Annotated in this window: 25 protein-coding genes; 11 read left to right on the forward strand and 14 right to left on the reverse strand. The window is 35.3% G+C overall.

The features are described 5' to 3' along the window. Positions 1-82 precede the first annotated feature (82 nt). Together ACTB0X_RS07135 and odhB are read left to right on the forward strand one after the other, a co-directional pair. Positions 83-2,812, forward strand: a complete 2,730-nt coding sequence (locus tag ACTB0X_RS07135; protein ID WP_463024309.1) for a 2-oxoglutarate dehydrogenase E1 component — start codon at positions 83-85, stop codon at positions 2,810-2,812. Positions 2,813-2,837: 25 nt separating this feature from the next. After that, positions 2,838-4,076: a 2-oxoglutarate dehydrogenase complex dihydrolipoyllysine-residue succinyltransferase gene (gene odhB, locus ACTB0X_RS07140; RefSeq protein ID WP_463024310.1), complete on the forward strand. Its 1,239-nt coding sequence runs from the start codon at positions 2,838-2,840 to the stop codon at positions 4,074-4,076. A gap of 61 nt (positions 4,077-4,137) precedes the next feature. Here odhB and nhaA read toward each other — a convergent pair whose 3' ends face one another. The 3 genes from nhaA to ACTB0X_RS07155 form a co-directional block, all read right to left on the reverse strand. Beyond that, positions 4,138-5,472 carry a Na+/H+ antiporter NhaA gene (nhaA, locus tag ACTB0X_RS07145; RefSeq protein ID WP_463024311.1) on the reverse strand — a complete coding sequence of 445 codons (1,335 nt, stop codon included), beginning with the start codon at positions 5,470-5,472 and terminating at the stop codon, positions 4,138-4,140. Positions 5,473-5,573: 101 nt separating this feature from the next. Then, complete coding sequence (locus ACTB0X_RS07150) at positions 5,574-6,938, reverse strand: T9SS type A sorting domain-containing protein (protein ID WP_463024312.1); 1,365 nt, start codon at positions 6,936-6,938, stop codon at positions 5,574-5,576. Between the two features lie 44 nt (positions 6,939-6,982). Next, positions 6,983-7,621 carry a NifU family protein gene (locus ACTB0X_RS07155; protein ID WP_463024313.1) on the reverse strand — a complete coding sequence of 213 codons (639 nt, stop codon included), beginning with the start codon at positions 7,619-7,621 and terminating at the stop codon, positions 6,983-6,985. Positions 7,622-7,698: 77 nt separating this feature from the next. Between ACTB0X_RS07155 and ACTB0X_RS07160 the strand changes: the two genes are divergently transcribed. Further along, positions 7,699-8,211 carry a gamma carbonic anhydrase family protein gene (locus ACTB0X_RS07160; RefSeq protein WP_463024314.1) on the forward strand — a complete coding sequence of 171 codons (513 nt, stop codon included), beginning with the start codon at positions 7,699-7,701 and terminating at the stop codon, positions 8,209-8,211. A gap of 79 nt (positions 8,212-8,290) precedes the next feature. Here ACTB0X_RS07160 and ACTB0X_RS07165 read toward each other — a convergent pair whose 3' ends face one another. From ACTB0X_RS07165 to ACTB0X_RS07205, 9 genes are all read right to left on the reverse strand, one after another. Next, positions 8,291-8,794 carry an OmpH/Skp family outer membrane protein gene (locus ACTB0X_RS07165; protein ID WP_463024315.1) on the reverse strand — a complete coding sequence of 168 codons (504 nt, stop codon included), beginning with the start codon at positions 8,792-8,794 and terminating at the stop codon, positions 8,291-8,293. A gap of 42 nt (positions 8,795-8,836) precedes the next feature. Then, positions 8,837-9,364, reverse strand: coding sequence for an OmpH/Skp family outer membrane protein (locus ACTB0X_RS07170; RefSeq protein WP_463024316.1), 528 nt, complete (start codon positions 9,362-9,364; stop codon positions 8,837-8,839). A 56-nt stretch (positions 9,365-9,420) separates the two neighbouring features. Next, positions 9,421-11,937 (reverse strand): outer membrane protein assembly factor BamA, encoded by a 2,517-nt coding sequence (bamA, locus tag ACTB0X_RS07175; protein ID WP_463024317.1) that lies wholly within the window; start codon positions 11,935-11,937, stop codon positions 9,421-9,423. Next, positions 11,934-12,689 (reverse strand): isoprenyl transferase, encoded by a 756-nt coding sequence (locus ACTB0X_RS07180; protein ID WP_463024645.1) that lies wholly within the window; start codon positions 12,687-12,689, stop codon positions 11,934-11,936. The genes bamA and ACTB0X_RS07180 overlap by 4 nt, the downstream gene beginning before the upstream one ends. 43 nt (positions 12,690-12,732) lie before the next feature. Then, positions 12,733-13,431, reverse strand: coding sequence for a type IX secretion system protein PorG (gene porG / locus ACTB0X_RS07185; protein ID WP_463024318.1), 699 nt, complete (start codon positions 13,429-13,431; stop codon positions 12,733-12,735). Between the two features lie 51 nt (positions 13,432-13,482). Beyond that, a complete protein-coding gene (locus ACTB0X_RS07190) occupies positions 13,483-14,370 on the reverse strand; it encodes a DUF6089 family protein (RefSeq protein ID WP_463024319.1) in 888 nt (295 codons plus the stop codon). A gap of 81 nt (positions 14,371-14,451) precedes the next feature. Then, positions 14,452-15,333 (reverse strand): NAD kinase, encoded by an 882-nt coding sequence (locus ACTB0X_RS07195; protein ID WP_463024320.1) that lies wholly within the window; start codon positions 15,331-15,333, stop codon positions 14,452-14,454. Positions 15,334-15,338: 5 nt separating this feature from the next. Further along, complete coding sequence (locus ACTB0X_RS07200; protein WP_463024321.1) at positions 15,339-16,769, reverse strand: POTRA domain-containing protein; 1,431 nt, start codon at positions 16,767-16,769, stop codon at positions 15,339-15,341. Beyond that, positions 16,770-17,432: a CBS domain-containing protein gene (locus ACTB0X_RS07205; RefSeq protein ID WP_463024322.1), complete on the reverse strand. Its 663-nt coding sequence runs from the start codon at positions 17,430-17,432 to the stop codon at positions 16,770-16,772. It abuts the gene before it with no gap. Positions 17,433-17,519: 87 nt separating this feature from the next. On the opposite strand from ACTB0X_RS07205, the gene ACTB0X_RS07210 reads away from it, so the two are divergent. The 5 genes from ACTB0X_RS07210 (at position 17,520) to ACTB0X_RS07230 (ending at position 21,554) form a co-directional block, all read left to right on the forward strand. Then, positions 17,520-18,251, forward strand: coding sequence for a pyridoxine 5'-phosphate synthase (locus ACTB0X_RS07210; RefSeq protein WP_463024323.1), 732 nt, complete (start codon positions 17,520-17,522; stop codon positions 18,249-18,251). A 2-nt stretch (positions 18,252-18,253) separates the two neighbouring features. Then, positions 18,254-19,021, forward strand: a complete 768-nt coding sequence (locus ACTB0X_RS07215) for an alpha/beta fold hydrolase (protein ID WP_463024324.1) — start codon at positions 18,254-18,256, stop codon at positions 19,019-19,021. A gap of 65 nt (positions 19,022-19,086) precedes the next feature. Next, positions 19,087-19,824 (forward strand): polyprenol monophosphomannose synthase, encoded by a 738-nt coding sequence (locus tag ACTB0X_RS07220; RefSeq protein ID WP_463024325.1) that lies wholly within the window; start codon positions 19,087-19,089, stop codon positions 19,822-19,824. After that, entirely contained in the window at positions 19,824-21,164 is a 1,341-nt protein-coding gene (locus tag ACTB0X_RS07225; protein WP_463024326.1) for a dihydroorotase, read from the forward strand. Before ACTB0X_RS07220 ends, ACTB0X_RS07225 begins: the two co-directional genes overlap by 1 nt. Beyond that, positions 21,165-21,554, forward strand: a complete 390-nt coding sequence (locus tag ACTB0X_RS07230; RefSeq protein ID WP_463024327.1) for a DUF4296 domain-containing protein — start codon at positions 21,165-21,167, stop codon at positions 21,552-21,554. It begins immediately after the preceding gene. On the opposite strand, the gene ACTB0X_RS07235 is transcribed toward ACTB0X_RS07230, so the two are convergent. Next, complete coding sequence (locus tag ACTB0X_RS07235) at positions 21,528-22,610, reverse strand: NAD-dependent epimerase/dehydratase family protein (RefSeq protein ID WP_463024328.1); 1,083 nt, start codon at positions 22,608-22,610, stop codon at positions 21,528-21,530. The genes ACTB0X_RS07230 and ACTB0X_RS07235 overlap by 27 nt on opposite strands. Positions 22,611-22,653: 43 nt before the next feature. Between ACTB0X_RS07235 and tyrS the strand changes: the two genes are divergently transcribed. Both tyrS and ACTB0X_RS07245 read left to right on the forward strand, forming a co-directional pair. Further along, positions 22,654-23,943, forward strand: a complete 1,290-nt coding sequence (gene tyrS, locus ACTB0X_RS07240) for a tyrosine--tRNA ligase (RefSeq protein WP_463024329.1) — start codon at positions 22,654-22,656, stop codon at positions 23,941-23,943. Then, complete coding sequence (locus ACTB0X_RS07245) at positions 23,944-24,642, forward strand: hypothetical protein (RefSeq protein WP_463024330.1); 699 nt, start codon at positions 23,944-23,946, stop codon at positions 24,640-24,642. Between the two features lie 28 nt (positions 24,643-24,670). On the opposite strand, the gene ACTB0X_RS07250 is transcribed toward ACTB0X_RS07245, so the two are convergent. Continuing rightward, the gene (locus ACTB0X_RS07250; RefSeq protein ID WP_463024331.1) at positions 24,671-25,642 is read right to left on the reverse strand and encodes a LuxE/PaaK family acyltransferase; all 972 of its coding nucleotides are present in this window, start codon (positions 25,640-25,642) and stop codon (positions 24,671-24,673) included. A 90-nt stretch (positions 25,643-25,732) separates the two neighbouring features. Here ACTB0X_RS07250 and ACTB0X_RS07255 point away from each other — a divergent pair, with 90 nt between their 5' ends. Further along, positions 25,733-26,191: a hypothetical protein gene (locus ACTB0X_RS07255; protein WP_463024332.1), complete on the forward strand. Its 459-nt coding sequence runs from the start codon at positions 25,733-25,735 to the stop codon at positions 26,189-26,191. Position 26,192 lies beyond the last annotated feature (1 nt).

Genomic DNA, 26,192 nt, shown 5'->3' on the forward strand with positions numbered 1-26,192 from the left:
TCATATCTCAGAAAGTGAATATAGCGTCTTTAGTAGGTAATATTTCTTTAATTTTGAAGTGTTCAACCATGTAAAGACTATAATGGATAAATTTTCTTATCTGAGCAATGCAGACGTTACTGCAATCGACACAGTTTATCAACAATACCTTAAAGATCCTAAATCTGTAGATGATGGATGGAGTAAATTTTTTGACGGATTTGAGTTCGCAAGAAAGAACTACGAAGAAGTTAGTGGGCCAACTGGATCTTTAAATTTTGATAAAGAATTCAAAGTAATTAATCTTATAAATGCTTATCGCTCGAGGGGGCACTTGTTTACCAAGACAAACCCGGTTAGAGAGCGAAGAAAGTACACGCCTACTTTAGATGTAGAGAATTTTGGGTTGTCCCAAGATGATTTATCTAAGGTGTTTCAAGCTGGTGGAGAGATCGGATTGCAAAATGCGACCTTACAACAAGTGATAGACTTCTTGAAAGAGACTTATTGTCACTCGATTGGAGTAGAGTACATGTATATTCGAAAGCCAAATAAGGTAGATTGGTTGAAGAATAAAATGGAAAGTTCTAAGAATACTGGAACATTCACAAACGAGGAGAAGAAACACATTCTTCATAAGCTAAATCAAGCGGTTGTTTTTGAGCAATTCTTGCATAAGAAGTTCGTAGGGCAAAAACGATTCTCATTAGAAGGTGGTGAATCCTTAATTCCTGCATTAGATGCAGTGATAGAATTGGGTTCTGAAATGGGTGTTCAAGAATTTGTAGTTGGAATGGCGCATAGAGGGCGTTTGAACGTCTTGGCAAACATTTTTAACAAAACCTACAAAGACATCTTTAGTGAATTTGAAGGAAAAGAATACGAAGATAATTTATTTGACGGTGATGTAAAATATCACTTGGGCTACTCATGTGATATAAAAACAGATGCTGGTAAGGATGTCAAGTTGACTTTGTCTCCAAATCCATCTCACTTGGAAGCAGTAGGTCCTGTAGTTGCAGGTATTGCTCGCTCAAAAGTGGATCAGTACTTACACGATGACCAAAAAATTGTTCCAATTATCATTCATGGAGATGCATCTATTGCAGGGCAAGGTGTTGTTTATGAATTGATTCAAATGGCATCTTTAGATGCCTACAAGACTGGTGGAGCAATTCATATTGTAATAAATAACCAAATTGGTTTTACAACGAACTATTTGGATGCTAGATCAAGTACTTATTGTACAGATGTGGGTAAAGTGACTTTGTCACCAATCTTTCACGTAAATGGAGATGATCCTGAGGCTGTTGTTTACACGATTAAGTTAGCATTAGAATTTAGACAGAAATACAAGAAAGATGTTTTTGTTGATTTATTGTGCTATAGAAAATATGGTCACAATGAGGGGGATGAGCCAAGATTTACTCAACCTATGTTGTACAAAGCAATCGCAAAACATAAGAATCCAAGAGAGATTTATTTAGAACATCTAATCTCATTAGAAGTTTTAAATAAAGAAGCTGCAAAGCAGATGGAGAAGAAGTTTAACGATATGCTTCAAGATCGTTTGACAGAAGCAAAACAAATTGAAAAGGCTGTTATTACTCCATTTTTGGCTGAAACTTGGAAAGATTTAAGAGACTCTACTTTAGATGATATGCAGGTTTCTGCAAATACTACTTTTGACAAGAAAAAATTAATCGAAGTAGGTAAGAGCATTAGTACACTTCCGTCAGAGTTGAATTTCTTTAAGAAATCAGAGAAATTGTTCAATGATCGTATGAATTTAATTGAAACTGAAACGATCGATTGGGGAATGGCTGAATTGTTGGCTTATTCTACCTTATTGACAGAGGGATTCCCTGTAAGAATGACTGGTCAAGATGTGGAGAGAGGAACTTTTTCTCATAGACATGCCGTTTTAAAAGTAGAGGATTCTGAAGAAGAATATGTTCCTTTAAATCATTTGCCTGATACCACCGAGAAGTTTGAAATTTATAACTCCCTGCTTTCGGAGTATGCTGTTTTAGGTTTTGAATATGGTTATGCAATGGCTACTCCAAATGGATTAACGATTTGGGAAGCACAGTTTGGGGATTTCAATAATGGGGCTCAAATCATTATCGACCAGTTCTTAAGTAGTGCTGAAGATAAGTGGAAAAGTCAGAATGGATTAGTAATGTTATTGCCTCATGGCTATGAAGGTCAGGGTGCTGAACACTCCAGTGCACGATTGGAAAGATTCTTAACATTGTGCGGAGATTACAATATGCAAGTAGCAAATTGTACGACTCCTGCTAACTTCTTCCACATCCTTAGAAGACAAATGAAACGCGACTTCAGAAAGCCTCTAGTAGTGATGACTCCAAAGAGTTTGTTGCGTCATGCTAAATGTATTTCAACTTTAGATGAATTAGCGAATGGGAAATTTCAAGAAGTAATTGACGATGCAGAAGTGAAAGCGAAAGAAGTGACAACAGTAGCTTTTTGTTCTGGTAAAATCTACTATGAACTAATTGAAAAAAGAGAAGAAATAGAAGCAAACGATGTTGCTATAGTGAGGTTAGAGCAATTTTACCCGTTTCCTCAGAAACAAATAGATGAAGTCATAGAGAAATACGGAAAAGCAGAAAATGTACTCTGGGTTCAAGAAGAACCTGAGAATATGGGTGGCTGGTCATTTATTTTAAGAAATTTCAAATCAGCAGCAATCAAATTAATTTCAAGAAGAGAAAGTGCAAGTCCTGCGGCAGGATCTTCAAAAGTATTTGCGAAAAGACAAGCAGCTGTGATTAACGGGGTATTTGATCACAGTAAAGTAAAAAAATAAAAATTTATCATAGTCAATATATATTATGGCATACGAAGTAAAAGTTCCTTCACCAGGAGAATCCATTTCAGAAGTAGAAATAGCAACATGGATGGTTGCTGAAGGTGATTATGTAGAAAAAGATGATGTAATAGCTGAGGTAGACTCAGATAAAGCAACTTTAGAATTAACTGCTCCGGAAGCAGGAACAATATCATTTAAAGCAGAAGAAGGCGACACGGTGGCGGTGGGTGATGTAGTGGCAGTAATTGACACTGATGCAAAAGCTCCTGAAAAATCAAAAGAAGAAGCTGCTCCAAAAGAAGAAAAGAAAGAAGCACCAAAGTCAGAAGCTGCTCCTAAAAAAGAGGAACCAGCGAGTAATCATGCTACAGGCCATCCTTCTCCTGCGGCAAGAAAAGCAATGAATGACAATGGAATTGCTCCAAATAAAGTATCAGGGTCTGGAAGAGACGGTAGAATTACTAAGCAAGATGTAGTGAGTGCTATGGCTGCTGGGATATCTGCTGATGCTGCTCAAGGTTGGGGCGGAACACGTGATACTCGTAATGAGAAGATGAGTTCACTTCGTCGTAAGATAGCAGAACGACTAGTTACTGTGAAGAATGAAACGGCTATGTTGACTACTTTCAATGAAGTAGACATGAAGCCAATTATGGATCTAAGAGCTCGTTATAAAGAACAGTTTAAAGAGAAATTGGGAGTGAATTTAGGGTTTATGTCTTTTTTCACTAAAGCTGTTACAGAAGCATTAAACCATTTCCCATCTGTTAATGCAATGATTGATGGACAAGAAGTAGTTTTTCACGATTACGCTGATATTGGCATTGCAGTGAGTTCTCCGAAAGGGTTAATGGTTCCTGTAGTTAGAAATGCAGAACAAATGAGCTTAGCAGAAATCGAAGCAGAAATCAAAAGATTAGCGATAAAAGCAAGAGACGGAAAGATCTCGATTGACGAAATGACTGGTGGAACATTCACGATCACAAATGGAGGAGTATTTGGCTCAATGATGAGTACACCTATTATTAATCCTCCTCAAAGTGCTATTTTAGGAATGCACAACATCGTTGATCGACCAGTTGCCATTGATGGCAAAGTTGAGATTCGTCCAATGATGTATTTAGCACTTTCATACGACCACAGAATTATTGATGGTAAGGAATCCGTTAGTTTCTTAGTTAAAGTGAAGGAAATGATTGAAAATCCAGCTAAAATGATCTTCGGTGGAAAAAACCCTGAGGAAGTTTTATTGGGATTATAGAATTGAATTTTATATCAATATAAAAGGCCGGAAGTTTTTAAACTTTCGGCCTTTCTTTGTATTACTCTACTTTATTCGTTGAGAACTTTAATACTAGATATCCTCCTATCCCTGCTATTAGTGAAGCCACTAATATGGCCATTTTTGCTTGCTCCTTCATCAATTCATCTGTAAATGCCAGTTCTGAAATAAATATGGACATGGTAAACCCAATACCTGCCATTAAGCCGATTCCAACCATTTGAGTCCAAGTAGTATTTGGGGGAAGGATTGAGATTTTTAATTTTACCAATATTAATGAGAGTAGGACTATTCCTAACGTTTTTCCAAGAATTAGACCCAATGCAATTCCTAATGAAACATTGCTGAATAGAGAACCTAGTATTTCTTGATTAATGATTAGGCCTGCATTAGATAAAGCGAAAAGCGGTAAAATTAAATAGGCGACTATTGGATTGAGCGCATATTCCATCTTTTGTAATGGAGTTTCAGCCATTGCTCTGGTTTCTTTCATTTGCTCTATTATATCTTGTTGCTCTTCGGTTACAAAAGTGCTGTTAGTGCGTTCCGCATTTTTGAATTTATCTATTAGGAACTGTAACTTTTTTATAAACAATGCTTCATTAATCTTAACTCTCGCAGGAATCGCAGCTGCAATAAGAACACCAGCTAAAGTGGCATGCACACCTGAAAGTAAAAATGCAATCCATAATCCACAAGCTCCAATTATTACATAAAAGCTACTTTTCCGAATTCCAATTAAATTCCCAATTACAAGAATTGCAAAAAATAATCCACCCCATTCTAGAAAGTTAATGTAAAGGTTCTCTGTGTAAAAGAAAGCGATTACCAATACTGCACCCAAGTCATCTACAATGGCCAAGGCAGTTAAAAATACTTTTAATGCTAATGGAACACGTTTACCCAAAAGACTCAGAACACCTAAAGAAAATGCAATATCTGTAGCCATTGGTACACCCCACCCAGACTCTCCTGGAGTACCATTATTGAAAAATAAATAGATTAGAGCTGGGAACACCATTCCACCAACAGCTGCAGCTATTGGTAATGCTGCCTTTTTAGGTGAGGATAAATCCCCGTCCATTATTTCTCTCTTAATTTCTAATCCGACAGTAAAGAAAAAGATAGTCATTAACCCATCGTTAATCCAATAGTGCAATGATTTTTCAATTGAGAAACTACCGACACTAAAACCGATGACATTTTCCCACAAATGGTGATAACTTTCTGCATCAAAGAAGTTAACCCAAACAAGGGCAACAACAACAGCTAGGAATAATAGTATTCCTGATGATGCTTTGTTTCTCAGTAGATTATCTACCGGTTTTAATAAAATATCTATTGGTGATCGTCGGTTTGGCTTAAGGAAATTCACAGGCGTATCATTTTTCGGAGAATAATCGCAAAGATCATTCCTTTAAAACTTTAGTCCTTTAATCAAATGTTAAACAAGCTTAGTATTTCACTTTTTTTAACCTATTTTTTAATCACTTTCTGAACAGCAACTCCATCAGGAGAAACAACTTTTATAATGATAGACCCATTGGAGATTTCGGAAGGAATTTCTTGACGAATTGTACTCTTTCCTTTTGGATATGTTCCTTTGTTTACAAAATAGATTCGTTTCCCCAAGACGTTTAATATTTCAATAGAAACTGGTCCGTTTGATTTCAAATCAAAGGAAAGTGTTACTATATTATCTATAATAGGGTTAGGGAATACTCTTAGATTGCTAGAAAGTAAACTATTTTCTTCAATACTGGATTTTAATGAGGCATAAATATGATCAACATAAGTTGAATCTGCGGTGCCAAAACTATTAGTAACAGAATACTCAATCGTATAAAACCCAACTGCATTGAAAACGACTTCCGGACGTGGAGAATATCCATTAGAATTATTTACAAAGTTAAATGTAGTGGGTGTAATGGAGTAATTGTAGCTTGTGCGTTCTAAATCAATATCCTGACTTATTAACTGGACAGTGTCCTTATATATCGCAGGATATATTGAAGATGCTATAAATCGGGCTTTTGGTTTTAAATCTTTCGAAATTGGACGGTAACTATCTTTATAAATCATTGTGGTAGGAATGAAATCACCATTTATCACTGTTCCGTTTACTTGCATGACAGGAATTTTACTTCCTTTAGCTAACCATTTGTATTCTATTGAATAGTTTTCTAAAAAAGAAGGTTGCCCATTGATGTTGACTGAATCTATTGAATACAATTCTGTCTTTACTCGAATGCAATTAAAGGTTCCAAAAGGCGTAGTAATATTGCCATAAGAATCAACCGTATTTTTTCGGTATCCTCTACTAACGTAGGACCCAACGAATATTATATTTTCTAAAAAATAAAAATTAGAGCTATCAATGTCACCATAGTTTAATGGGAACTGATAGATTTCATCAGGATTAGAAAATGTATTCGCAATAGTCAGAAAGCTATACTTCGCCGCTAATCCTACTCTTGTGAACCCTTGATTTGTATTTTGATAAAATTCATAAACATTAGTAACAGTGTTCCCTTGAATATTCAAAGCATCTGTAGCTTTTCGACCAAAAAAGGTATTGTTGTTGAATTCTGAATTATAAGGTGTCTGATTTTTTGGTAAATAACTAAATAATCCTTGAGCTTCGGGTTGTATGTTGGAAAAATCCCAAGTGACATTCGCTCCAGAAATATTAAAAGTCACCTCAGATGCAGAGTCCAATATAGTTGCACTATATCGAAGTGTATCTCCAATTACTGGAAGGTCTGTATTACTAATTGTTATCTGGCCAATACAAATTTGGGTAATAAGAATAAGTGAAAGTAACGTTAATCGTGATTTCATGTTTGTAGATTTTTACCTAAGTTAGTGAATTGTTCGTTATTTTACTAACCGTTAATTGCTTCCACGCTTTTTACTTCAGGTAACATATCCATTAATAGGTTCTGGATTCCTGTTTTTAGAGTCATCGTAGATGACGGACAACCGCTGCAGGCTCCTTTTAAAACAACACTAACAACGCCATCTTTAAATTCATGAAAATGAATTGCACCTCCATCACTTTCTACTGCAGGGCGCACGTATTCATCTAATATTTCTGAAATTTTAATTTCTATTGGAGTTAAATCATCTCGACTTGGCGCTTGAATAGTGCTCGCAGCTGCTTCTTTTGAAGATGAATTATCTTTAGCAGTTAAAGATGCTGTTAGTTTTTCTTTGTCGATTATTTTTGCACCTTCTGCATTCAGAAAATCACCAATAAATGCTTTTAACTCTAGTAAGATGTCATCCCATTCTACTAAGGTTGATTTAGAAATACTAATGAAATTACTAGCTATAAATACTCCTGTTATAAATGGGAAAGTAAAGAGTTCCGTTGCCAAATCAGATACTTCAGCTTCTTGTTTATTATTAAATTCATAAACTTCACCATCAACAATTAGGTATCTATTAGAGACGAACTTCATCGTTGAAGGGTTCGGAGTGCTTTCTGCGTATATATTGTGTGGGGCTAATTTAACTTCCATAATTTTTTATTTTATGCAAAGGTATTAAGAATTGTGCGGCTTTCTTCCGAAATTTGAGCTTACATTAACGATAGATTATGGCTTTAATAAGAGAAGTTCAGGGTAAGAAACCAAAATTTGGTGCTGATTGTTTTATCGCAGAAAATTCAACGATAGTTGGCGAAGTAACAATGGGAGATGAATGTAGTATTTGGTTTAGTGCAGTAGTAAGAGGTGACGTCAACTATATTCGCATGGGTAATCGAGTAAACATTCAAGATGGAGCAGTGATTCATTGTACCTATCAAAAGGCTGGCACTACGATTGGTAATAATGTGTCAATTGGGCACAATGCATTAGTTCATGGTTGTACTATTCACGATAATGTTTTAATTGGAATGGGATCCATTGTAATGGACAATTGTATTGTAGAGAGTAATTCTATTATTGCCGCAGGCGCCGTGTTACTAGAAGGCACTCATGTAAAAGAGGGTAGTGTTTATGCTGGTGTGCCAGCAAAACTAGTGAAGAAAGCTGATCAATCATTGATTCAAGGAGAGATCAATCGTATTGCACAGAACTATGTCAAGTATTCTTCTTGGTTTAAATAGTTGTGCATGAAAAACAACAATAGATATTAGCCTTTTATGGACAAAAAAAAGGCAGTTCAAAATGAACTGCCCATTTGGTTTAAATTAAACCTAGCTTTTTCTTTACTTTACTTATAATATCTTCAGATTCTTTTGAATACAATAAAAATCCTGCACTAGAATCAAATACATAAGTATATTGACCCTCTTTGGCTACCTCTTCAATTGCTGTTTTAACTTTTGTAATAATTGGCTCCAACAATTCAGATTCTTTTTTTGCTAAATCTTCTTCAGCACCTGCTCTAAATTCTTGAATTCTACCTTCCATGTCACGAATTTCATTTTCTTTCGCCTTTTTTATTGGTTCTGACATATTCGGTTGGTTGGCTTGGTAATCTGCATACTTAGCCTGTAACTCTTTTGACATTTTCTGTAACTGCTCTTCCAATTGTTGTGTATAAGCTTGAAAGTCTTTTTCAGCCTGCACTTTTTCCGGCATTATTGAAAGTAATTCGTTGGAATTTACGTGTCCAAATTTTTGAGCAAAACTAACTGATGTAGTTGCCAATAATGCGATTAATGTAAAAAATTTAATGAATTTCATTGAATTATGGTTTGAAGTGTTAGTATTGATTTTAATAGTTGTTTATTTAGATTGACCCGGACTGTATCCTAAACGTTTGATCACATCGTCGCTTTTGTCGTATTTAGGATTGGTGTAAATCAAAGTAAGTGCACTGGATTTATCAAATACGATCGCATATTGACCAATTGAAGATATTTCTTTTACAGCTTTGTAAATCTCATCTTGGATAGGCTTAATCAGCTCTTGTCGTTTTTTAAATAATTCACCATCTACGCCAAATTTTGATTTTTGGAAGTCTTTTGCAGCCTGCTCAGCTTTAATGATATCTTCTCTTCGTTTGTTTTTCATTTCATCAGTTAGCAAAATTTCTTCTGCCTGATAATCTTTATACATTTTGTCGATTTCAGAATACTTCCGTTCTACTTGCTCTTGCCATTGTTTAGAAAAATTATCTAAATCTGTTTGGGCCGTTTTGTATTCGGGAATACTACTAAGAATATATTCCGTATCGATATACGCAAACTTTTGTGCGAATGTTGAAGTAACCCCAACAGCAATAAAAGCGATTAATAATGCAATTTTTTTCATTTTGTTTTCAATTTTAGTTCTACTTAAATTAAAAGGTGTGCGAATTTAACTTTTTTCTACCACCCATTTAAGCTACCCCCAATTGTAAAGTGGATTTCGGTTTTTTTATTCTGATTTGATCCTGGAACATCATCAAAACGATATCCCCAGTCAAGACCAAGAAGACCAAACATTGGCATAAAAATCCGAACTCCAACTCCCGCCGCTCTTTTTACTTCAAAAGGTTTGTAATCATTGAAGGAAGCCCATGAATTTCCTGCTTCTGCAAAAGCTAGGCCATAAATAGTAGCAGATGGATTTAAGGAAACTGGATACCTTAACTCCATAGTATATTTACTTACTATGGAGGCACCTGTATTGGGTGACAAATCTCCGTTTCCATAACCCCTTAATGCAATAATTTCTCTTCCATCTAATGCAAAACCACTCAATCCATCGCCACCAAGATAAAAACGTTCGAATGGCGATTGACCTAAATTTTGATTGTATTGTCCCAAGAAACCAAATCCCATTTTCGTATTCAAAACTAAATCTCCTGCAATGCTAGTAAACCATGAGGTATTGAATTTCCATTTGTGGTATTCTACAAATCTGTATTTCTCTTGATCTGAAATGGCATCATAATCTTTATCTGCTCCAAAAAGAGAATAGGGAGGGGTAAATTGAACACTCAATGAGGTTTGTGATCCAGAACGGGGATATATAGGTGCATCAATGGAATTTCTTGATAAAACAGTTTTAAAGCTCAGGCTGTTCGCAAATCCATCAGAAAATACAAATTGAGCCGAGTAATTATTTAAAGTATAATATTGGTAGGAGACTTCATTATATAAAGTGAAAAAATCATCTGGCACTTCTAATCTTCTCCCAAGTCCTACTGATGCACCAGTAATATATATTGCAGAACGATTTGGATTGTCAATTTTAACTCCCTCAGAGTTTGTAATTTTCTTTTCATTACCGTTTGATTGCACCGAGTGGAATAAGCTAACACTTAGGGAGTTTGGTTTTCTTCCTCCTAGCCATGGTTCTGTAAAAGAAGCATTATACGATTGAAAAAAACGTCCATTTGATTGTGCTCGTAGACTTAATTTTTGCCCATCACCTGCAGGTAATGGCTGCCAAGCTCCTTTTTTGAAGAAATTTCGAGCTGAAAAGTTGTTGAAAGAAACACCTAAACTTCCAACAACCCTGCCGGCACCCCAGCCACCGGAAAGCTCGATTTGATCTGATGGACGTTCTTCGACTACATATTCAATGTCAACTGTTCCATTTTCTTGATTAGGAATCGGGTTGACACCCAAAGTCTCTTGATTGAAATAGCCCAATTGAGCTAATTCTCGTTGAGTCCTAATAATATCTGCCCGACTAAATAGCTCGCCTGGTCGAGTTCTGATTTCTCTAAGAATAACATGGTCGTTAGTTTTCGTATTTCCTTTTATGGTTACATTATTTATTGTGGCCTGCTTTCCTTCTCTTAATCTAATTTCAAAGTCAATGGAATCGTTACGGATCCCAATTTCAACTACTTCCGGCTGGAAGAATAAATAGCCTTGATCTAAATACAAAGAACTGATGTCTCTTCCATTTGGATCCATATATATTCGTTGATCCATTAATTCTTGATTGTATATTTCTCCCTCATCAATATTTAGAATATTATCCAGTTCTTCGTTGCTATATTTTGTATTACCTACCCATTTTATTTTTCCAAAATAATACTGCTTTCCTTCAGATATTTTTAAAGTCAACAAGATATTTTTATTGTCAATTTTGGTTGCAGTATCCGACACTATTTTTGCATCTCTATACCCCTTAGAATTGTATTTATCTATAATAGCCTGTTTGTCTTTTTTGAAGGCAGGTTTTACCAATTTTGAAGTTTTGAAGATGTTATAAAATCGTTTTTGCTTCGTATCTTTCATTGTACGACGAATCTTCTTGTCAGAAAGGGCTTCATTTCCTTCAATTACAATGTCTTTTATCTTTACTCTTACACCTTTATCAACTTTGATAGTAAGTATGATGCTATTGTTAATCAATGTGTCAACCTCTTGAATTAAGGTAACTTTAGTATTTAAGTACCCTTTATCAGTATAGTATTTTTTAACCTTGTATTCAGTACTTTCGATTAAGCTCTGTGTAATTAGTTTACCTCTAACTAGTTTAATTTCTTCTCTTAGTGTCTCTTGTTTTCCTTTTTTAACACCAATAAATTTAAATTTTGAAAGTCGAGGTCGTTCTTGAATATAAATGTCTAGAAATATTTTATCACCAATAATTTCCGTAGCAGAAATCTGAATATCCGTAAATAGGTCTTGTTTCCAAAGATTTGAGATTGCTCGGGTAATTTCTTCCCCTGGTACTTTTATTTCTTTCCCAATTTCTAGACCTGAAATTGCTCTTAAAGCATTGTTGTCAAAACTTCGGACACCAGAAACAGTAACACCTCCAATTGTAAAAGTTCTTGGAGTTGAATAATCAATTAGCTCCAGACCTGGATTAGTTGAAATTTGACCATAACTGGTCAGTCCTATTGATAGCAGAGCTACAAGGATTAAAAAATTCTTCATGCGTTGGTTGGGGTTTCTAATTGTTCACTCGTTTTTCCAAATCTTCGTTCTCTCTGCTGGTAGCTGAGAATGGCTTCTTCTAAGTCTGCTTTTCTAAAATCGGGCCATAGAGTTGGAGTGAAGTAAAGCTCTGAATAAGCAATCTGCCACAAAAGGAAATTACTTATTCTGTGCTCGCCACTGGTTCGTATCAATAATTCTGGATCAGGAAATTGTGCCGTACTTAAGTGAGATTGAACTGTCTCCTCTGAAATGTTTTCAGGTGAGATTGTTCCCTCTTTCACTTTTTGAGCAATTACAGTCATCGCTTGAGTGATTTCCCATTTTGAACTGTATGACAATGCCAATATTAAATTCAATCCTGTATTATTGGCAGTCTTTTCTATAGAGTTTAATAACTCCTTCTTGGCACTTTTTGGCAAGTTTTCTAAATTTCCGATGGCATGTAAACGGATATTATTCTTGTTTAGTGTCTTTGTTTCTTTACTTATTGTAGCAACCAGCAAAGTCATTAATGCCGTAACTTCTGCTTTCGGGCGGTTCCAATTTTCTGTAGAAAATGCATACAACGTAAGGTATTGAATGCCAAGCTCAGCAGCTCCTTCAGTAACTTGTCTTACAGATTCAACTCCATTTTTGTGGCCAAAAACTCTCGCTTTTCCTTTGTTTTTAGCCCAACGTCCATTGCCATCCATGATGATCGCAATATGACTTGGGAGCTTACTTTTATCGATAATACTCATTAATATAATTCTGCTAAAAAATGCTTACAAATATCCAATTAATAGTTGGCAATTAAAAATTGGATGGACAGACGTTTTTCTTTGTCAATCTATAGTTCAAAGACACTCCTAATACCGAATACCAATCGTTATCATAATCTTTCCCGTTTTCAAATTCGGGATACTCAGGATTATTGTTTATTAACCCATCAATGTTGTCTCTACCTGTTTTTCTGAACCCCCATTCTGCTGATAAGCCAAATCTTGAAAATAAATTAACCTTGAAACCAACACCAAAAGGCATTGCAAGCCCCCATTGTTTAATGTCTGAAGTACGTACGTTAAGTCCATTTTGGGTTGTCTTTGGATTGTATTGAAATGCAGAGACTCCGACAAAAATAAATGGGGAAAAAGGTTGACTCCAATCTCCAATTTGATATTTCATAAAATTGAATTCGATTTGAGAAGAAAATTCCAACAAGTTAGACTGAAACTCAACAACTCGTTGTTGCCCAAATTCTAAATCTGCTATATTGTCATTGCCACGAATTTTGGTATATATCGCTGTAGCTTTTAATGCATACCTTGGATTTAGATTATACCTAAAGATTCCACCAAAAGCAAGCCCACCACCATCTGTGCTGAATTGTTTGGTTGGGTTCAGTTCTCCATTATAATTGCCTTTTCCCAATAAAATTCCCATTTCTGAAATTTTCTGAGCTCTACAAAATAAACTTAAAAAAATGAATAAAACACTAATGAAATATTTCATGCGCTAAAGTTCGTAAAAGCAATTAACGTAGTAAAGAAATAATTAGTGTATTTAGAATTTAGGGCGACTTCTTCTTCTCGCCAAAATCTTTTTGGTAACTGTAATGGTGCCTGTCATGAAAGCATCGTTTTGTTTTGGATCTCCTCTGACCTGGCCTTCAAAGCCATTACCACCATCACCACTGGATATTAGTTTTGCAATGTCTCTGTTCCCGCCATTTGCTTCAATGATAGCCTCGGTATCATAAAAATTGCCACTTACATCATCAATATAGTCTGAGAATGTCACTCTATACATGAATTCAAAACCAATGGTCCAATATCGATCGATCGATTTTGCTACCCCAATTCCTAATGGAATCGTTAATGTCGTTCTTTTGTATTTCGCTTTTTGACCGGGTAGTCCTTGTCCTTCTGTACCTATAGGCTGCAATGCAACATATTTTCCGTTTAGCTCAGCTTTAGGATTGAAATACATGAAGCCAATTCCACCTAAAAGATATACATCCATTTTTAGACCTTTGTTCCCCCTAACTCCTCTCAATCGATAAGCTCCATTTCTGGAGTTTTGAAGGAAATAAAACTCTCCCATTAAGCTCACTTCCCAAAAATGAGATCTAAAACTTAAATCTCTTCTCAATCTATCTTCTTGTTTGGTGTTTTTATCGTCTCCTTTTAAGAGTCCCCAAGTTAAACTACCTCTTGCACTTATAAATTGATTCAATTGATATTTAACACCAGCATTTACAGTCATTCTTGTGGCAGCAATGTCTAGGTCTGTGAAGTCATTTGCTCCGATATCGTTACCTCCGCCAAGATCACCTAAAAAATTAGTCACACCAACACCACCATATACCTGCTTGCGGTACCTTTTCCAAAGTTGTGCACTAAGAAGTGTTGGGATAAAAATGAATAATAAAACGATGGTATACTTTCTCATAACTCTAAGTCTGCGCAAATATAAAAAATCAATGTGAATTTTAACCCATTTTTCGATTAATGGTGTTATTAAGTAGTTAACTTATTTATTTCTTTGGTCTAAACCCCAGTTTAGTTTGTTCCTTAAGCTTGAAATAAACGACTGATTTGGTAGCTGCATTAAAGCAATTGTGAAGTTCGCTTTTTGAACGGTTATCGTTTCGTTAGAGGTAATAATTTTTGACCTAAAATCAAGAGCAAGTAAATTTTGTTTTGACCTACTTTTAACTGTGAATTTAAGAATGGAGGAATCTGCAATTACAATCGGTCGGACATTTAAATTGTGCGGTGCTATTGGTGTAATAGTGAAGTTGCCTGTTCCGGGCATTATAATCGGTCCACCGCAACTTAAAGAATAAGCAGTAGACCCCGTAGCAGTTGAAATTATCAACCCATCTGCCCAATAAGAGTTTAAATAATCTCCGTCAATATAAGTTTGGATAGTAATCATGCTAGAAGAGTCTCTTTTTAAGATACTTAGCTCGTTTAATGCGAAATTAATGTCTCCAAAAAGATTGCTTGCTGTATTAACTTCTAACAGCGTTCGCTTATCTATTTTATATTCGCCATCACTTATACAATCTACTGCATATTGGATTTCGTCTGTTCTAGTGTTTGATAAAAATCCTAATCGACCAGTATTAATACCTAATATAGGAATATTTAAGTCTCGCACTAAGGTTACAGCTTCTAGAATAGTGCCGTCACCACCCAATGAAATAAATACATCAAAATTGGCATCTAAATCTTCATAGCTGGTGAAAGATTTAGCGGTATCCATTGCAGTAATGCAATGATCTAGTTCTAATTGGAATTTAGAATGAACATAGATATCTGCATCTTTATTTTTCAGACTTTGAAATAGCTTTTCAACACTCTCTTTGCTTTCGTCTGTTAATTTACGACCGTATATTGCAACTTTCATTTTGGTTAAATTGGTGCTACAAAGTGAATAAAAAATCCGGACTCTCCCATTTTATTAAAGGAAAACTCTGTTCTAAAAACTAAATCATAATACGTCACAAAGTCAAGAGAAACTCCTGTTCCGTAAATCCATGTGTTTGCTAAATTATTTAAAGGGTAGCCAATTTGATCATCAACATACCCTATGTCTGCAAAGATACTTGAATAAATGGCAAAGTGCATTTTGCTAAATTTTTCACTTGGTAGAAAACCCATTCGATAAACTTTTGGCTGCAATAAACTAAACCTGAATTGAGCTTTAGCAATACCTATATTTTGGCCATCAATTACATAGTATTCATAGCCTCTAACTCCTCCTCCATACCCAAGTCCATTTTCCAAAAAGTAAGGAGTTGTTTTATTGAAAGAAAAAGTGGTAGAAGCGGAACCAGCTAAGGAAAATCGATCAGAAAGTTTACTAAACTTTTTAGCTTGAAACGTTGTGTTTACGAAATTCATAGAGTTATCAAAAAGCTCCAAGCCAAACTTTTGAACTGTAGCTGATACATAATACCCCTTTAATGGATAGTTTTTCGAGTCTCTTTTATCTCTGGTGAAATTATACGTGATTGTAATAAACTCATTTCTTGTTTTGCCTTTAGATAGGTATTCTGGATTCAAGTCAATAACTGAGTCAGAGACCAGTACGTTGTTATAACTGATTGATAGGTTGTGTTTATTGAATATTTTCTTTCTATAATTTAAACTGAAACCAATTGTTTGATTTTTGTATAAGTATTCATCTTCTTGCCTTACTTGAAGGCGCTTATTATCGTTGGTGATGTAGGCAATTTCATGTCGCCTCAAAAAGCTAGTAGAAATACCGAGTCCCAAGGTTCTTTTTTTGTTGATGTAAGGGATATTGTAGGATAGTTTTAATCGCTCTCTAAAACCCAATTGAAGGGTAAGTTTTAACGTTTCATCTCTTCCTCTTATGTTGCGTTGCGTAAGAAAAAACCCATAATTTATTCTGTTCCAGTCCATGCTTTCCAGCCAAGTATTAAAATTGGTGTCGTCCACTTCAAAAATTGGAAAAGGAAAAAAATACCACCTTTCATTTACCATTACGTAAATTGAAATTTGATTGCCCTCTTCTACCAAATTAACCGTAGCGAAGTGAAAAAGTCCTGTATTCAGAATATTTTTTCTAGCTTGTTCTAATTCTTTTGTTAGGTCATTTCCATTTATGGTGTCACCGATATTTACTGAAATCTCTCGAAGGATAATAAAGTCCTTGGTTTTTTTATTTCCTATCAGTTGAATAGATTGTATGGAATAAGTTTTACTAGTGTCTATAGTTATGCTGTCAGGTTTTAGTTCATAAAGCTCTGTAGCTTGTCCTGAAACATCAGAAAAATGAATTAAAAAAAGTACAAATAATAGAAGAAACTGCTTCATCTAGATGTTTAAGAAATGCATAAATGCATCGTAGCGTTGTCTTAATTCATCATCCGCGTTGCTTTTATGAAAAGACGCCACCACCGTATACTCGTATCGATTAAAAGTTTGAAGAATTCCACTTAAATCCTCTTGATTGGTTTTAATAGTTACTTCTAATTTTGTAGAATCGGGTACTTGCGTGATATAACTACTTAAGATTTTAGCATCGTTACTTTCAATGATATTCGCAATTTCTACCATGGAATAATCATTGCTATTTAGTTCTAATTCTATTATTCCTCCCGGCTCATCTATGGCTGCGATTTGAGAAATTCGGTCAATTAGTTTTTGTAAAGTTATTGTTCCTAGGTAGTTGTTTTGTGCGTCGAGTACTGGAATTAGGCTCAGTTTTAGTTCGCTAATTTTCCCAATGACTGCATAAATATGCTCATGTGCATAAACCATAGGTTTTTCCAATGAAAGTTCATGGTTTCCAAGAGCCTCTTTTGGGGTATTTGCGTCTAAGATGTCATGCTCTGTCACCAATCCTAGAAACTCATTGTGGTTAACAATGGGCATTTCGGTTACTTTAAATTCTTCCATCCACAACAATGCCTTTTCTCCAGTATCTGAAGTTTTTAAAGGTGGAATCTCATCTGTGATTAATTCTATTGCTAGCATAATTTAATTCAATTGCAAACAAGCCCAAATGCTAAGTTTATAACCCTTAATTTTGTTTTAATAATAATACAATATTACTATTAATCCATGACCCGTTTAAGTGTAAATATTAATAAAATAGCCACCCTTAGAAATGCTAGAGGTGGAAATGTACCTGATTTAATACAAGTTGCCAAAGACTGTGAGCGGTTTGGTGCACAAGGCATCACCGTTCATCCAAGACCCGACCAACGTCACATACGATATAATGACGTGATAGAGTTGAAAAAAGTAGTGACAACAGAATTCAATATAGAAGGATATCCAACGGCATCTTTTATGGATTTAGTCTTAAAAACAAAGCCTGATCAAGTGACTTTGGTTCCCGACCCTCCTGATGCATTGACCTCAAGCGAAGGATGGGATACATTAAAAGAAGGCGATTTTTTAAGGGAGATCATAACTGAGTTAAAGTCCAACGGTATCCGCACAAGCATCTTTGTAGATACGAAGTTGGAAAACATTGAACATGCCGCAAATACCTTTACTGAGCGAATTGAATTTTATACTGGGCCCTATGCTGAGCAGTTTCCTCATCATCCAAATAATGCGATTGCACCTTATCTCACAGCTGCTAATTTAGCCAATGAATTAGGACTTGGTATAAATGCTGGTCATGATTTAGATACGAATAATTTGCATTTCTTTAGAGCAAATATTAAAGGGCTATTGGAAGTTTCAATTGGTCATGCTTTAATTTCTGATGCCTTGTATTTTGGGTTAGAAAAAACAATCCAAGCTTATTTAACTGAATTAAATTTTTCACATCAAGATATCTAAAAATGGAATTGAATTATAAAAAATTAGGTGAATCCGGACAACATCTAATTATACTTCATGGATTGTTTGGCTCATTAGACAATTGGTTGACTATTGGGAAATATCTTTCAGAGGATTATCAAGTTTGGTTAATAGATCAACGAAATCATGGACAATCTCCACACAGTGATGAATTTGATTATCAAATTCTAGCAGACGACCTTGCTGAATTTGTTAGCATACACAATATAAATCAACCTATTGTTTTAGGCCATAGCATGGGAGGGAAAGCTGTGATGCATTTTGCTTCGCAACATGCGGATTTATTAGAAAGATTAATTGTTGTAGATATAGCTCCAGTGAATTACCCCGTTCATCACGAAAGTATTTTGGAGGCGATGAATAGCGTAGATTTTAGTAAAGTAGAAAAAAGAGGCGAGATAGACGAAATTTTGGCCAAAAAAATTGAGGAACCTTCTGTTAGACAGTTTTTATTGAAGAATATATATTGGAAAACTAAAACAGAATTAGCGTGGCGCTTTAATTTACCTGTTCTGGACAAAACTATTGTAGAAATTAGTGCAGGAGTTAATATTAAGCAGCCCTATGAAGGAAAAACACTGTTTATCGCTGGTGGAAAATCCAATTACATTACCGAGCAATATCATTCAAAAATATTTGAATATTTTCCGAATGCAACCGTTAAAACCATTGCGAATGCGGGACATTGGGTGCATGCAGAAGCGCCTGAGGATTTCATAACAATAGTTAAAGATTTTATAGAGAAATAGTAGTAAATTAGTACAAAACCAATTTATTGTTATTTTTGGTTATTCAACCCGTTAAGCGCTTAAATATGTCGGATAGTTTAGTTGTAATCCCAACCTACAACGAAAAGGAAAATATTGAAAAAATCATCAGGAAGGTATTTTCCCTTTCCAAAAACTTCCATATACTAATTGTTGACGATGGTTCTCCTGATGGAACAGCATCCATAGTTAAACGATTACAAACTGAATTTACAGATCAACTTTTTATTGAAGAGCGATCTGGAAAGTTAGGATTAGGTACTGCTTATATTCATGCATTTCATTGGGGTTTAGCAAGAGATTATGAGTTTGTTTTTGAGATGGATGCTGACTTTTCACACAACCCAGAAGATTTAGTGAATTTATATAATCATGCGATTGAAACCTCTGCTGATTTAGTTATCGGAAGTCGTTATGTAAAAGGTGTAAATGTGGTCAATTGGCCAATAGGACGTGTGTTGATGTCTTATTATGCATCGGTTTATGTTCGTTTGATAACTTCTATGCCTATTCATGATGCTACTGCAGGCTTTGTTTGTTTTCGTCGAAAAGTTTTGGAAACGATTGGTATAGATCAAATTTCATTTAAAGGGTATGCCTTCCAAATAGAGATGAAGTTTAAAACGTGGAAACATGGATTCAAGATTCAGGAGTTCCCAATAATTTTTACAGATCGTAGAGAAGGAAACTCAAAAATGAGTGGAGGAATTTTTAAAGAAGCATTGTTTGGAGTAATTCAAATGAAAATAAAAAGCTGGTTTACAAACTATAAAAAAGCGGCCTAATGGCAAATACTATCCTAATAAAGAATGCGACAATTGTTAATGAAGGCGTTCAATTTGTTGGAAACGTTCTCATTGAAGGAGATAAAATTAAAACAGTATCAAAAACTGAAATTGAAGTTCAAGCTAACCGAATGATTGATGCTACCGGAAAATTATTGATTCCCGGAATGATCGATGATCAAGTTCATTTTAGAGAACCAGGCTTAACACATAAAGCAGAAATAAAAACAGAGGCTCGTGCTGCTGTAGCAGGTGGGATCACCACTTTTATGGAAATGCCAAACACTGTTCCAAATACCTTAACTCAAGAATTACTTCAAGATAAATATGATATAGCTGCAGCTAATTCTGTTGCGAACTATTCCTTTTTTATGGGAGCCTCTAATGACAATTTGAAAGAAGTATTAAAAACTGACCCTAGACATGTCTGTGGGATTAAGGTATTTATGGGTTCTTCTACTGGAAATATGTTAGTTGACAGCGAGGAAGTGTTAAATAATTTATTTAAAGAATGCAATATGCTCATTGCAACTCATTGTGAAGACGAGGCGACAATTAGAGCCAATACTGCACATTATAGAGAGTTATATGGAGAAGATTTGCCGATGAAGATGCACCCTATGATTCGAAGTGTGGAGGCGTGCTATAAATCTTCTTCAATGGCAGTAGAGTTGGCTGAAAAGTACAATACTCGATTGCATATTTTGCACATTTCTACTGCAAAAGAAACAGCGCTATTTAGAAACGATATCCCGCTGAATGAGAAAAGAATTACCGCTGAAGCTTGTGTGCATCATTTGTGGTTTTCGGATGAAGATTATGAAAAATATGGTGCGAGTATTAAATGGAATCCAGCCGTAAAGTCAACTACAGATCGAGCTGCAATTTGGAAAGCAGTAAATGACAATCGCATTGATATTATTGCAACAGATCATGCTCCCCACACCATAAAGGAAAAAAACAATTCCTACTTCAATGCACCCTCAGGTGGTCCATTAGTTCAACATGCATTGATTGCATTATTAGAGCAATACAAAAAGGGATTAATTACTTTAGAGCATTTGGTAAATAAAATTAGTCATTCTCCTGCCGAATGTTTTCAGATTGAAAAACGCGGTTACATTCGAGAAGGGTATTTCGCCGATTTAGTATTGGTGAATTTAAACAGTCCATGGCAAGTGAATACTTCCAATATCTTAAGTAAATGCAGGTGGTCACCTTTTGAGGGAACTACTTTTAGCTCAAGTATTGATGCTACATTCGTAAGTGGTGCTATTGCCTATGAGAATGGAACAGTGAATGATGAAATTAGGGGCCAACGATTAACTTTTGAGCGATAGATGAAATACTTATTTATTCTTTTGTGGTCATTATTAGTTGTCGGGTGTAATTCTACAGAAAAAAGACCTGAATTGGTTATTTCTAAAGAAGAAATGATCAATGTAATGACTGATGTTCAAATTGCTGAATCGTATATCAAACTCAAGTTTACGTTGAGAAATGACAGTATCCAATTGACGGATAGTATCTATAATGCAATATTTAAGAAATATAATTTGACAAAAGAGTCATACGATAGTAGCTTTTCATATTATGTGAGCAAACCAGATGTATTGCAAGAAATTTATGAGGCTGCAATTATAAATTTAAGCACGCTAGATGCAAAGAATGAGGGTGAAAAAAGAAATGCCGAACAAGATACGCTACCTACTGATCCCGAGATCCCTTAAGAAAATAGAAGCGGTTTCTTGAATGGCCCTTTCAACACTGGTGTAGTTAAAGTCTAGTTGTTGAATAGATTTTGAATTGTCAAAACACTTATTACCAAAGGCGGCAGATAAACTCTCTTTAGTCAATACCGGATTGCTTCCATTTAGATTTGTTTTAAGAGAATCGAAAACTTGCACTATTTTTCCTTGCCATCTTTTTGCCTTTTTAGCAGGCGGATTTTTACCAATTCCTTTTGCAATTTGGGTAAACAGTTCTTGAAAACTAAGGTTAGCTGCACTAGCAATAAAGCGTTGATTGATTGTAGGGTGGTCAATCAGCTTAACAAGTAAATGGGCAACATCTTCTATGGCTACAAATCCATTAGAACCCGAACTATAATAGTTCAACCCTTCGTTGATTCTTCTAAACAATGCTGGACTTCCTGTTGACCAATCACCTGGCCCAATAATGGTAGCCGGATTTAAGACTAGTACTTCCAGTCCTTCTGCAGATCCTCTCCAGGCTTCATTTTCAGCATAATGTTTACTGATTGAGTAGTTTGACGTCGTTTCTGATTTTTCCCAATTACTGGTTTCGTTGATGCATTCGCCTTTTTTATTGTCCCCGAGGGCTGCAATAGAACTTACATGGATTAATCGTTTGACGCCAGCATCAATTGCTGCATTTACCACATTTGCAGTTCCTTCAATATTTATTTTCTTGAGTTTAGCGGCATCTTTTGGATTAAAAGACACGTAACCTGCAGAGTGGATGATTGTTGATACTCCTCTGAATGAATCGTCTAATGAAAAGATGTCTAAGATGTCTGCTTGTCGCCATTCAATGCGATTGAAGATGGCTTCTTTCCCATACATGGAAAAAATATGTTTGGTTTTTCTTAAGCTTTCTTCATTTCTAAAGATTGCGGCTATTGGTCCTTTGGACTGTTTAATAAGTTCTAATAATGTATGTGCGCCTACTAAGCCGCTTCCTCCAGTGACCAAAATCATAACTCCAAAATTACAGATAATAATGGCTAGATGGTTGCATAAATTAGGTGGAAGTCTGCTTGTCATTTTTGCCTGCTAAAGGTTACATTTGTAAAAATTTTTTAGAGTTATGAATTTCGTTAAGGAGCTAGAGTGGAGAGAAATGTTGCATACTTCAATGCCAGGGGTAGAAGAACACTTGAAGGAGGGAATGCGTACGGCATATGTGGGTATTGATCCTACTGCAGACTCTTTGCACATAGGTCACCTGGTTAGTGTTATGATGTTGAAGCACTTTCAAGCTGCAGGGCATCGTCCGATTGCATTGATTGGTGGAGCTACTGGTATGATTGGTGATCCATCTGGAAAATCTAAAGAGAGAAACTTGTTGGACGAGGCTACTCTTAGACACAATCAAGAAAGCATTAAAAAGCAATTATCACGGTTTTTAGATTTTGATTCAGATGCTAAAAATTCTGCCAAAGTCGTGAATAATTATGATTGGATGAAGGAGTTTTCTTTCCTTGATTTTATTCGAGATGTAGGGAAACACATCACCGTAAATTATATGATGGCAAAAGATTCTGTTAAAAAGCGACTGACTGCCGAAGATGCAGAAGGCATGTCATTTACAGAATTTACCTATCAATTGGTGCAGGGGTATGACTTCTTACATTTATACAAAAATGAGGACTGTTCGCTGCAAATGGGTGGCTCTGACCAGTGGGGAAACATAACCACGGGAACAGAAATGATACGTCGGATTGGAAATGGGAAAGCTTTTGCGATTACTTGTCCGCTAATTACTAAATCCGATGGAGGAAAATTTGGAAAAACAGAAAGTGGAAACATTTGGTTGGATGCTGAGCGAACTTCACCTTACGCTTTTTACCAGTTTTGGATGAATGTTTCTGATGAGGATGCAGCTAAATATATGCGAATTTTTACATTGTTTACACAAATTGAGATTGACGAGTTAATAAAGGTACATACTGAAGCGCCACATTTAAGAGCTTTGCAATCAGCGTTAGCAAAAGATGTTACTATTCGTGTGCACTCAGAAGAAGATTATAACAATGCTATAGCAGCTTCTAATATTTTGTTTGGTAAGTCAACTACGGAAGATTTAAAGAAGTTATCAGAACGAGATTTTTTATCCATTTTCGAGGGTGTTCCTCAAACGGAGTTAGGAATTGATATAATAAATGAAGGCATAGGTATTGTGGAATTAACCGCTGATAAATCGGATTTGTTTTCATCAAATGGTGAAGCCCGAAGAATGTTAAAAAGCAATGCAGTTAGCCTAAATAAAGAGAAAGTAGATGAATCAAAGGTGGTAAATACAGATGATTTACTGTTTGGGAAATACTTGATTTTACAGAAAGGAAAAAAGAATTACTACCTAATTAGTGTCTCATAGATGAAAAAAATCATTGTCCTTCTTTTACTATTTGTCCATTTTGGTTCTTTCAGTCAAACTGGTAAGAAAAAGGTTTTGGTTGTTTTATACGATCAAGTTGACTTCATTACCAATATAAGTATTGAAGCCATAGCAACCAAAAATTCGATGGAATCATCTAGGGTGTATGATTCACTGATTTCCATGCTTAATGAAGCGTTGTCTAATTACAAAGGAGATGAGATCATATTTGAACAAATGCCTTTAGGGGAAAAAAAGTTTCTTAATGCAGTCACATCAAAAAGTTATGTAAAAAAACCTACTCATTTTGGAGTTTCGCTTAATAACCTTTCAAATAAGGAGTTTAACTATATTTTATCAAAGAATGATGCTGATTTTGTGCTGTTTGTTAATTATTATCAATTTCTGAAACAAGCTGTTTCCAAATATGATAAGGAAATGCTAGAGATTCGTTTGGCAAATTTGAATCTTCCCTTAGAGGCAATTTCTTACCAAAGGTTATATTATTCAAAACAACTGATAGATTTTGAGGTGTTTGGTAAGGATAAGGAATTGTTAATGGCAAAAAGAAAGTATCGTATTCCTTTACCTCCAATTAACCACTTGAATTATATGCACGAGGGAAAGGATTTTGAAACGATAATGAATGGATATTTACGATTCTCAATATGGTTAAGTAGTCATATATCTATGCTGTGATTCTAATTTAACTCGAATGCGGGATTGACTAAATTAATAAATTACAGCCTCTAATATCACTTAAGTCAAATCGTCCTAAAATTTCAAATTGGTTATTCTCATAAGATTTTCCTAAATCTTGGGTTTCTATAAATGAACAAGAGTGTATATTGGCTAAGTCAATTATGTTCACGCCACCGGTTTTTTCAATCTTCTCATATTCAAATGGGTCATTGAGACTTCTCATAAGCGCTCTCATCCAAGCAGGGCAACTAAATTTTTCATTTTCCAATGAGTAGGCTTGAGAGAGTAACTCGGTCATCCCATATTCAGAGTGAATGTGCTGACAATTCAATTGCTTTGTTAGAATTTGATGTAATTCGGATCGAATCATTTCCTTTTTCCGCCCTTTCATGCCGCCAGTTTCTATTATGGTGATGGTTGAGAAATCAAAATTAAACTGCTCTGCTAAATCTAAAAGGGCAAATGAAACTCCGAAGAGAATCACTTTCTCTCCATTTAAGATGGATTGTTTCAGGTTTGTAATTAATTCATTTTGATTGTTGAGATAGAATCCACTAGAAGGATTCCCATTTTGAATCAGGTAATTTACCATATAGATCAATGACGAACCTTCCCGCTCCAGATAGGAGGGTAGTAATGCAAAGTAGGTGTATTGATTGATGGGGCCATAAAAAGTTTCAAAAGTGGTGACGAAGCTTTTTTCGTAAATTTTTAAATCGGAGATAAAGTGTTTAGAGGTTTGGTTTCCAGTGGTTCCGCTGCTAGTAAAAACAGTGTCAAAAGTGGAAGAGTCTTTAACTTCGTGTGTTTTAAAAAATGAAATGGGTAGAAAAGGAATAGAAGCAACTGAACTGACATTTGATGTGTTCTTGCCCAATAAATCACAGTAAGAGCGATAAATTTCAATGTTTTGGTATTGATGGGCAAATACTTTTAATGCTACTTTTTCAAATGATGAAGGAGTTACATTAAATATTTCGTCGATGAGTTCTTTCAAGTTACATTTGTTTTCGAAACTGAAAATTACCAATGATTCCCATCTTAAATCGGTAATTTTAGATTAATTTGGTATTGAAAATTTTAAACAATGAAGAAAATTATAATAGCCGCTTCTCTTTTCGCTGTGTTTTTTGGTTGCAATGACGATCCTGAGTTTCCAAATGTACCTCAAATAGAAACAGTATCATTTGAAATTGTTGGTAATGAAGCATTATGGAAGTTTTCATTTAAAGATGGCGATGGCGATTTAGGTTCAAACGCTGAGGGGGATACCAATTTTTTTCATTCCATGGTGAACCTTAGTTTGGACACAACGATTCAATTCAAGGGAGAAAAAATACCCGCCATAGAAATTGTTGGGAGATCAAAAGGTATCGAGGGAGAGATTACTAGGACTTTTGAATTGAGTCAATATGAAATATATATATCTGATACCGATACCGTATATTTCAAAGCATTTATAGCTGACAATGCAGGGAATGAAAGTAACACCATCAGAACTCCTGCCTTTAGAATAAACCCTACCGTAATTTTCTTAAAAGAGTAAA

It is taken from the genome of Acidiluteibacter sp., assembly GCF_055129545.1.

Bases quoted from the DNA above. Each gene is read 5' to 3' on its own strand.
- ACTB0X_RS07225 (WP_463024326.1), top strand. From the start codon at position 19,824: ATGGCAAATACTATCCTAATAAAGAATGCGACAATTGTTAATGAAGGC.
- ACTB0X_RS07200 (WP_463024321.1), bottom strand. From the start codon at position 16,769: ATGAAGCAGTTTCTTCTATTATTTGTACTTTTTTTAATTCATTTTTCT.
- bamA (WP_463024317.1), bottom strand. From the start codon at position 11,937: ATGAAGAATTTTTTAATCCTTGTAGCTCTGCTATCAATAGGACTGACC.
- ACTB0X_RS07160 (WP_463024314.1), top strand. From the start codon at position 7,699: ATGGCTTTAATAAGAGAAGTTCAGGGTAAGAAACCAAAATTTGGTGCT.
- ACTB0X_RS07245 (WP_463024330.1), top strand. From the start codon at position 23,944: ATGAAAAAAATCATTGTCCTTCTTTTACTATTTGTCCATTTTGGTTCT.
- porG (WP_463024318.1), bottom strand. From the start codon at position 13,431: ATGAAATATTTCATTAGTGTTTTATTCATTTTTTTAAGTTTATTTTGT.
- ACTB0X_RS07205 (WP_463024322.1), bottom strand. From the start codon at position 17,432: ATGCTAGCAATAGAATTAATCACAGATGAGATTCCACCTTTAAAAACT.
- ACTB0X_RS07170 (WP_463024316.1), bottom strand. From the start codon at position 9,364: ATGAAAAAAATTGCATTATTAATCGCTTTTATTGCTGTTGGGGTTACT.
- ACTB0X_RS07165 (WP_463024315.1), bottom strand. From the start codon at position 8,794: ATGAAATTCATTAAATTTTTTACATTAATCGCATTATTGGCAACTACA.
- ACTB0X_RS07210 (WP_463024323.1), top strand. From the start codon at position 17,520: ATGACCCGTTTAAGTGTAAATATTAATAAAATAGCCACCCTTAGAAAT.
- ACTB0X_RS07135 (WP_463024309.1), top strand. From the start codon at position 83: ATGGATAAATTTTCTTATCTGAGCAATGCAGACGTTACTGCAATCGAC.
- ACTB0X_RS07230 (WP_463024327.1), top strand. From the start codon at position 21,165: ATGAAATACTTATTTATTCTTTTGTGGTCATTATTAGTTGTCGGGTGT.
- ACTB0X_RS07150 (WP_463024312.1), bottom strand. From the start codon at position 6,938: ATGAAATCACGATTAACGTTACTTTCACTTATTCTTATTACCCAAATT.
- tyrS (WP_463024329.1), top strand. From the start codon at position 22,654: ATGAATTTCGTTAAGGAGCTAGAGTGGAGAGAAATGTTGCATACTTCA.
- odhB (WP_463024310.1), top strand. From the start codon at position 2,838: ATGGCATACGAAGTAAAAGTTCCTTCACCAGGAGAATCCATTTCAGAA.
- ACTB0X_RS07190 (WP_463024319.1), bottom strand. From the start codon at position 14,370: ATGAGAAAGTATACCATCGTTTTATTATTCATTTTTATCCCAACACTT.
- ACTB0X_RS07255 (WP_463024332.1), top strand. From the start codon at position 25,733: ATGAAGAAAATTATAATAGCCGCTTCTCTTTTCGCTGTGTTTTTTGGT.
- ACTB0X_RS07220 (WP_463024325.1), top strand. From the start codon at position 19,087: ATGTCGGATAGTTTAGTTGTAATCCCAACCTACAACGAAAAGGAAAAT.
- ACTB0X_RS07235 (WP_463024328.1), bottom strand. From the start codon at position 22,610: ATGACAAGCAGACTTCCACCTAATTTATGCAACCATCTAGCCATTATT.
- ACTB0X_RS07195 (WP_463024320.1), bottom strand. From the start codon at position 15,333: ATGAAAGTTGCAATATACGGTCGTAAATTAACAGACGAAAGCAAAGAG.
- ACTB0X_RS07215 (WP_463024324.1), top strand. From the start codon at position 18,254: ATGGAATTGAATTATAAAAAATTAGGTGAATCCGGACAACATCTAATT.
- ACTB0X_RS07155 (WP_463024313.1), bottom strand. From the start codon at position 7,621: ATGGAAGTTAAATTAGCCCCACACAATATATACGCAGAAAGCACTCCG.